1 protein-coding gene is annotated in these 8,702 nt (G+C 44.6%); it reads right to left on the bottom strand.

The window, feature by feature from the left end:
• On the bottom strand, positions 1-8,702 hold an 8,702-nt coding region (locus GM552_RS04225; protein WP_155565416.1), incomplete at both ends, for a hemagglutinin repeat-containing protein.

The raw sequence follows: 8,702 nt of genomic DNA, 5'->3' as shown, positions 1-8,702 counted from the left end.
GCTCGCCATGTCCGCGGCGTTTAGCGCCTCCATTCTCTCATCCGTCGTGTTGGCCGCCGCAAAGCCCGTCTTCGCAAGATTCGCCAGCAAGCCACTAGCACTCAGGCCTATCCCCGTAAAGCTGTCCTTATGTTTCTGGTCGCCCTTGAAAACATCCTGGACCGCATTGAAATTCACTGAATCTCCGGACATATTGATATCCCTTCCCGCAATAACATTGGAACCGTTGATATTGATATCCTTCCCTGCATTCAGGTTGACATTACCCTCGGTTGAGATAATGTCACTGGCCGTATGCAGGGAATTGGATGTCGACTTTTTATCAGTGACGTTCTTTTGGCCAATTTGCACGCTCAATTGCGCCTCGTTCGTGAAGAAACCGAACTTCTTCGTCTGGTGATAATCATATGTATCGTTGGAATAGTTTAGCGCGTTCTCGGTTATATTGCCGCCAGCGTTGATATTAACATCATTTTTGGACGCGACAGCCCCTGCCAGGCTAACATCGTTTTTCGCAGAGATGCCGATTTGTCCACCCGCAATGACAGCCGATCCAATATCATTGGTATAGGCTCTTTTTTCCTCGAACGAACTTGAATTGAAGGCACCTGATTTATGTCCCCTAACATCGGTGAGGCCCTTGTCCGTGACGGCGTTCAGGCCGATATTGCCCGCGGATGACAGGGCTGCATCACCCCCGACATTCAGGGTGCTGCCCGCAAGGTTCAGGTCACCCCTTGTGGATTGCAGGATGGCGTTTCTACCGGCACTGACCATGGTTCCATAGTTCTTGGTCTGGTTACCGTTAAAGGCCAGCATTTCATGCTTCCCGTAACTGGCGCTGGAGGCGGCGGCATTCAGCTGTGCCGCACCGATATCGATCGAACCGGCCTGCATCGCCATATCGGATCCGGACTGGATACTTCCACCTCGGGTGATGATACTGTCACTCGCCTTGATCCCCATGGTTCCAGAGGCAAGGATCTTTCCCTGTGAACCAAGATAGGAAGACGTTCCCCCCTCAACAAGATAGTTGTTGATCGTGTCGCGGTTGATGATCGAGCCGTTCTGGGCATTAAGGGACATGTCCCCGCCCCTTATGGTTCCGCCATCATTGATGATGTTGCCATGTGTGCTGGTGAGCGCGATCGAGTGTGTCCCCTCCATCAGACCGGAATTGAGAATGGAGCCGGCCTGGACGCCGACATCCTTGCCCACGATGGCAGCACCGGATATCACCGCGGTTTTTGGTGAAAGATACAGCTGGGGAACCAGTACCTGTCTGCCATCAACCAGCGCGGGAACATACCAGACAATATCCTTCGCAAGTGAGGCCTGTTGCTCCTTTGTCAAGGCGGTGCCGAATTTGAACCCGTGCTGGTCGGCTTCATCGGTCGCATTGTCGAGGAGTTCCTTCATCATATCAGCGGCATTGTTATAGGTTCCACCGACAAAGCTGTGCCCTGTGGCCTGAAGATATTGCTGCTGGATATAGTTGCTGTCAAACCCTGCATCCCCCAGGAACATATATGAGCCGGCAATATTCAGGTGATCAAGCAAATATTGTGACCCATAGAATTTCTGCAAGGAGGTATATTGTGGACGGGTTTCAATAAGATAGCTTGATCCCTCCGGCACGCCACTTGTATTGACCTTACCCTGCTGGGTGGCGGCTTCACTGATTTTGCCCGCATCGTTGATATTAACCGCCCGCCCTACCTTGGATGGGGCTGTACCGGGTTTGGCAAGGCTTTCATTATTGCTGATATTGTCAATATTACTGTTTCCATTAACATTGATATTACCAATTGTTTTATTACTATTAATATTGCCGTTACTGTTACCATTAATATTAATATTACCATTCGTTTTATTATTATTGATATTGCCGTTATTGATACTGTGAATGTTTCCTCCGGTTATTTCACCAATACTGGCGGTGTCATTGCCCTTAATATCCGGATTAGGCCTGAACAAAGCGTGTCCACCGGCAATGGATGAGAGTATATCGTCAACACTTGCAGAAACTCCCTGATAATTAAAACCTGGAAGATGGACATGCAAACCCGGATCAATTCCCTCGGGATTGCCTACCCCACCATATCCTGAAAGCGTGGTGTTTTGACCGTTTACCCCTTTTCCACTTGATGAATTATTGACCAGATTACCTTCTCCAGGCCCATTCAATCCGTTTCTGCCTGTTTCACTCTGGACAGATGTCAATTGTTTTCCCGAGGGAAGGCTTGGATTGACCGTGACATAGTCATCAGGAGATGCATGTATCTTGATTGTCCGGTTATTAACCTGATTGGCCACTATCCCTATCAGGGTTCCACCTGCCATAATCGTGCCGCTCAATCCGGGATTATATGAACTATCCCCCCATACATATGCAATATTTTTATTGTTACCATCTAATGGAGGTGGATGTGAATAAGGAGGATTGGCTGCATTGGCTGGATCTTTTGGATATAGGGATCGGCAAAGTTTACCATTGTGACATACCAGTTTAAAAGTTATATCATCTTTATACCCGATATTGTCCAGGGATGACGCATTCAGGGTCATATCATGACCCGCTTCCAAATGGCTTACATCATTGACAATCTTTCCGGAAGTTTCAATGATCAAGTCATGACCGGCCGTAACAATGGCTGAACTGCCTTTCAAGGTTGTTCTTGTTCCAGTTTCCGTCACCTCAATCCTGGCTTTTGGATTACCCCTACCTTGGGATAGAAACATGTAAAAATAACCACTTGCTGGGGTTCCATCCGCTTTATACATATCTTTGGGAGCGTAAACCTTGATCATTTTTACATTACCCTTCCAAAAATATTTGTATAAATTGCTATCCCCACCCCAGCCACTTGTATTTAAGTCTTCCTCAAGGGCTATCTGTTTGTTGGATTTTCCGTATCCTTCCTGTCCTTCATCGTTAATCGCCTTATCATAGATAGTAGTGCTGTCAATTGTTTCCGTAACAAGTTTCCCAGTATAGCTGTTGGTAAAAGAGGCGGCCTTGATTGCAATATCCCCATTGGCGCTCTGTGTACGAATTAACCCTCCCTTGTTGATTATATCCCCATCAACATCCATGGCGATAGATCCCAAATCCGACTGGATAACCCCATAATTATTCAGCGTGTTTTGCCCATTATTGCCTTTAATGTTGATTGTCAGGTTGTTTCCGCTACTTAATAATCCAGATTGATTGTTTTGAAGCGAGGTCCCATCCAAGACCAATCCATTCATGGCCAATATGACACCATTATTTATGATGTTTCTTGCCGTGACATGAATATCGCCATTAGAGGTTATCCCACCGTCCTGTCCGGCTTCATAATCTCCATGAATATTGAGATTAACCAGACCACCTTCATTTGCTCCCCTTAACGCCCCGAAGATAATACTGTTATTTTTTAGATCCCCTTCAATTGTTGCATTCAGTGCGGCAGCAGAAAGAATCTGGCCGGTGGATGAAAGTCCATTGCTTAGGACGTGCATATCTATATTACCTGAAGATTGTATAATACCGTTCTCATTCAGGTTTAAAAAGGATAGTGCCTGATTTTGCCGGTTAGCAGCAAGAACCATATTCCCCCTGACATTTTCATCAATAGCTTGCTGCGTTATTATCATTCCACCCTGATTGTTTATATTATTGGCATAAAGGCTCATTCCTGTTGCAGCTTGCAAAGTTCCTTTGTAATTGTTTAATTCATTTAATCCGTTTCCATTTTGATTTTGCGCAATCGTCGTGCCACCATTTGTACTGATAATTACTCCCTCAGAATTATCCAAAGATGGTGTAAAAATCTGGATATTTTGTTTTGCTTGCAACCATCCTTTATTATTTAGAGCTTGCAAAGCAATCAGATCTGCCGTGCCATTTGAGGTGAGAACCTGCCCATATCTGTCCAATGTTACACGAGGCGCAACAAGCGATAATGTTCCTGTGTCTGATCCGATTTGACCATGGGCTTGATTGTGAATAGCCGTATTGGAGTTAAGAACTAAACCTTTAGAGCCATATAAATAACCGTTTTCAAGATTATTGATATCTGCCGAGCTATTAGCAACAAGTTGACCTCCTGCAAGAATAAGCCCCTGATTATCCAAAGCGGAAGCAGAAAGCGTTATATTTCCTTGTTTATAGGCAGTAATCTCTCCATTATTTTGATTTGATAACAAAGAATCAGCTTGTAAATTTATATCCGAATTGGAATATATTCTGCCATTATCATTCACGAACGTATTGGCGAATACAGAGATATTCCCTGACGTATCAATATTTTGAATGATTCCTTGATTTTTCAAATATCCTTTCTGAATATTTAAAATAATAGAACCTTGATCTGCACTGATCATTCCGCTTTGACTGTTAACCAGGTTAGATGCAGACAGATTTATACCTTTTCCACCCCATAAATTCCCTTGATTTACAAAATCAGAACCAATCGTAAGTGATAATAATCCATTAGAAAGAATCTTGCTTTCTTCAGAATTTTCAAGATGATTGGCAGCAAGATCAATATCACCAAAAGACTGAACCGTTCCTTTTTCATTTAAAAACTGTTCCAGCGCAAGAGCGGAAGATCCTTGATTGATACGGATATTTCCTTTTTGACTGGTCAATACACCATTATTGTTATTCAATTGTTTAGCTGCAATTGAAAGATCACTGAAAGCCTGTATATTCCCCTGATTGTTGTTAATTATATTAACTGGAACACTTTCCTGAACAGTCGATCCTCTTCCTTGCAATATTGTATTCGCATTTGTTGATAAAATGACACCATCAAGATTATTATCAATCCTGTCGGCAGTAAGATTGACAGTATCTTTTCCCTGGATCCATCCTCCTTCATTATCTATAACCTGTGAAGATATCTGAACAGTGTCACCAATTAATGAACCAGAAGCAAGCTTTTCATTATTAAAGGAAATTCCAGAATGGGTTGTTTGATTACCTGTTCGCTCTGATGTTTGGATATTTAATGAGTGAACAGCAGATACATACCCGTTATTTTCCAGAACGGAGGCAACAAGCTGTAAATTCTGATGACCAATCAAGATTCCTGCATTGTTAAACTTTGAAGAGAAAACTGTCAGGTCACCTCCCTGAACAAGAATTTGACCAACATGATCTTGGTTAATCCGATTGATGAACTGCTGATTAGCCTTTAAAGTGGCTTTCCCTTTTGCAAAAACGATACCCTCATTAATCATGGTTAGGCTATTTAGTAAAAGATGACTGTCCACAGCATTTGTTTGAATATTTCCCAGATTAAATAATCCCTGTTGCCCCATCACAGTCAGGGTCAGATCATTATTACCGGTATAAATCAATCCTGAAATTCCGTTCGTTAAGGAATTAGAAGTTAAATCCAGTCCAGAACCTGCTGCAATCTGGCCATTATTACCAACATTACCAGTATAGGTAGCGTGAATTTGCTTTTGTGCTGTCAATAAAGCCATATCATCACCTTGATAGGCAGCAGCATTGATTATAATATTTCCATTTGCCTGAATTTTGCCTGTATTTGTAATTGATGACAAAGTAGGGATAAGTTGTGAGGGTATAATAGCCAAATCACCATCTAGCGCCAGAATATTTCCTGAATTGTCTAAAAAAGATGTTGATAACGTTAATCCCTTACTGGCTTGCAGAAATCCTCCATTACTTATTTTGTCAGAGACATTTAAATGTAAATTATCATCACTTAAAATTTGTCCATTGTCATTTTGCAGTGTTTTAGCCGTCAGCTGCATGATCTTTCCAGACTGAATTACGCCTGAATACTGACCCATAGAATGGTTGATAACATCTCCACCCAATGTCAGGGTAACCGCTTTTGATCCATTTATTAACCCTGTATTATTCAGAGAATTTGCTGCAATGTTAATGTCACCTTCTGACTGGATCATTCCGCCTTTTAAAGTATTATCTGTATCGGAAATAGAACCTTCATTAGTTAAGAGATTGCCTATTAATAATTGCGTTGCTGTTTTACCGAATATAGAGCCTGAATTGGACAGAGAAGATGCCGATAAAGTTAAATAACCCTTAGAACTGTAAAGACTTCCCGCATTGAGAAGGCTATTGGCGATGGCAAGTGTTCCATCCCCGTTCAAGCTGCTAATGGAGGCATCCCTGTTGTTCAGGGAAAGGTTGTTCGCGACAAGGCTCAGACCCTGCCGAGCCTGAATGTTCCCCGAAACCTCCATGTTCCCGCCCGCATTGACCTGAAGGCTTTTCCCGGCATAGACCAGTCCCTTCTCCGTATCGGTGTAATTGCCCATTCCAAGCTCAACAACACCTGAACTCGCCTGGATAACGCCATTGCTGTTCTCAATGTCACCGCCATGAAAAACAATATCCCCAAAGCCATTGTCCGAACCAGCCAGAATCATCCCTGAACGGTTCATCAAACCGTCAGACTCTATATGAACATTGCCCGCATTCGAGCCAATCTGGCCATTATCGTTATTCAGCTGCCTGCCACCAATGTCCACAATACCCGAGGGAGTGACTATCTGGCCATGATCATTACTGACATCTCCAGAGGCGGAAACCCTGACATTCCCGGATGCCTGCGTTCCTATCCGGCCATTCATGTTGACAACCTTACCCGTTGCCTGAACCCCGATATCCCCCTGTGTGGTCAGGATAGAGCCATTGCCATTGTCAAGTGAGGAGCCTGTCAATGACACATTCCCCTGACCCGTACGGATCAGGCCGGACTGGTTATTGATATCCCCGCCATGAACCGTTACATCCCCTTTGCTCAGAGAGCCAATCTGGCCTGAACTGTTGTCAATTTTACCTTTTGCCGTTAGGGAAAGATCATTATTCTTGGTTAAGATACTACCTGAATGATTTAATATATCTCCTTGAATATCAAGCATTAGTTTGTCTGAATTCGTATTTATCTGATTTCTGTTATCCATGGAGCCAGCTTTGATTGTCAACACGCCCTGCGAGACAAATATGTTTCCCGCATTGAGAAGGCTATTGGCGATGGCAAGTGTTCCATCCCCGTTCAAGCTGCTAATGGAGGCATCCCTGCTATTCAGGGAAAGGTTGTTCGCGACAAGGCTCAGACCCTGCCGAGCCTGAATGTTCCCCGAAACCTCCATGTTCCCGCCCGCATTGACCTGAAGGCTCTTCCCGGCATAGACCAGTCCCTTCTCCGTATCGGTATAATTGCCCATTCCAAGCTCAACAACACCTGAACTCGCCTGGATAACGCCATTGCTGTTCTCAATGTCACCGCCATGAAAAACAATATCCCCTGAACTCGTGATCAAATTACCATTTTGGTTATTGAAATTACCACTGGTGATTTGAATATTACCGGCAGGGGTAATGAACTTGCCATTCTTGTTGATAAAATCATTTTTGCTGACAAGAGTTAAATTCCCGTTTTTCAGACTGCCAACCTGACCATTCGTATTGTCAAGAGTGTTTCCGGACAGTTCAACATTGCCCGCAGACGTGACAAGCTGACCCTGATTGTTCCGGATATCTCCCCCGGCATTCAAGGTCAGGTTGCCAGAAGTCTTTATACCAATCTGGCCACCAGTATTGTCAATATCGCCCCCGGAATGGACATTGACTGTCCCATTGTCTGTCAGTATAGAGGCGCTTCCGTTGTCCAATCCAGCAACATCCAGTAAAATATCCCCATTGGTCGTGCGGATCAAACCCTGTTTATTGGTCAGCTTCTGGCCCGTTATTTGAACATTGCCATCCGTTTTAACGCCAATCTGACCATTCGTATTGTCAATATCGCCCTTGGCTTGAATAACAGCATCATGAGCATTCGTAACCAAAGAACCATTTTGATTGTCGAGATCACCATTAATATCAACATGGAGTTCACCCTCTCCATTGATCAAATTACCATGGTTTTTAAATGAACCCGCTGAAAGTGTTAAACGTCCCCTGATAAAAGAAAGACTTCCCGCATTGAGAAGGCTATTGGCGATGGCAAGTGTTCCATCCCCGTTCAAGCTGCTAATGGAGGCATCCCTGTTGTTCAGGGAAAGGTTGTTCGCGGCAAGGCTCAGACCCTGCCGAGCCTGAATGTTCCCCGAAACCTCCATGTTCCCGCCCGCATTGACCTGAAGGCTCTTCCCGGCATAGACCAGTCCCTTCTCCGTATCGGTGTAATTGCCCATTCCAAGCTCAACAACACCTGAACTCGCCTGGATAACGCCATTGCTGTTCTCAATGTCACCGCCATGAAAAACAATATCCCCAAAGCCATTGTCCGAACCAGCCAGAATCATCCCTGAACGGTTCATCAAACCGTCAGACTCTATATGAACATTGCCCGCATTCGAGCCAATCTGGCCATTATCGTTATTCAGCTGCCTGCCACCAATGTCCACAATACCCGAGGGAGTGACTATCTGGCCATGATCATTACTGACATCTCCAGAGGCGGAAACCCTGACATTCCCGGATGCCTGCGTTCCTATCCGGCCATTCATGTTGACAACCTTACCCGTTGCCTGAACCCCGATATCCCCCTGTGTGGTCAGGATAGAGCCATTGCCATTGTCAAGTGAGGAGCCTGTCAATGACACATTCCCCTGACCCGTACGGATCAGGCCGGACTGGTTATTGATATCCCCGCCACGAACCGTTACATCCCCTTTGCTCAGAGAGCCAATCTGGCCTGAACTGTTGTCAA

This window comes from Commensalibacter sp. ESL0382 (genome assembly GCF_009725775.1).
Classification (GTDB): domain Bacteria; phylum Pseudomonadota; class Alphaproteobacteria; order Acetobacterales; family Acetobacteraceae; genus Commensalibacter; species Commensalibacter melissae.
The sequence above is the reverse complement of the archived record's forward strand: the minus strand, read 5'-3'. Positions and strand labels throughout refer to the sequence as shown.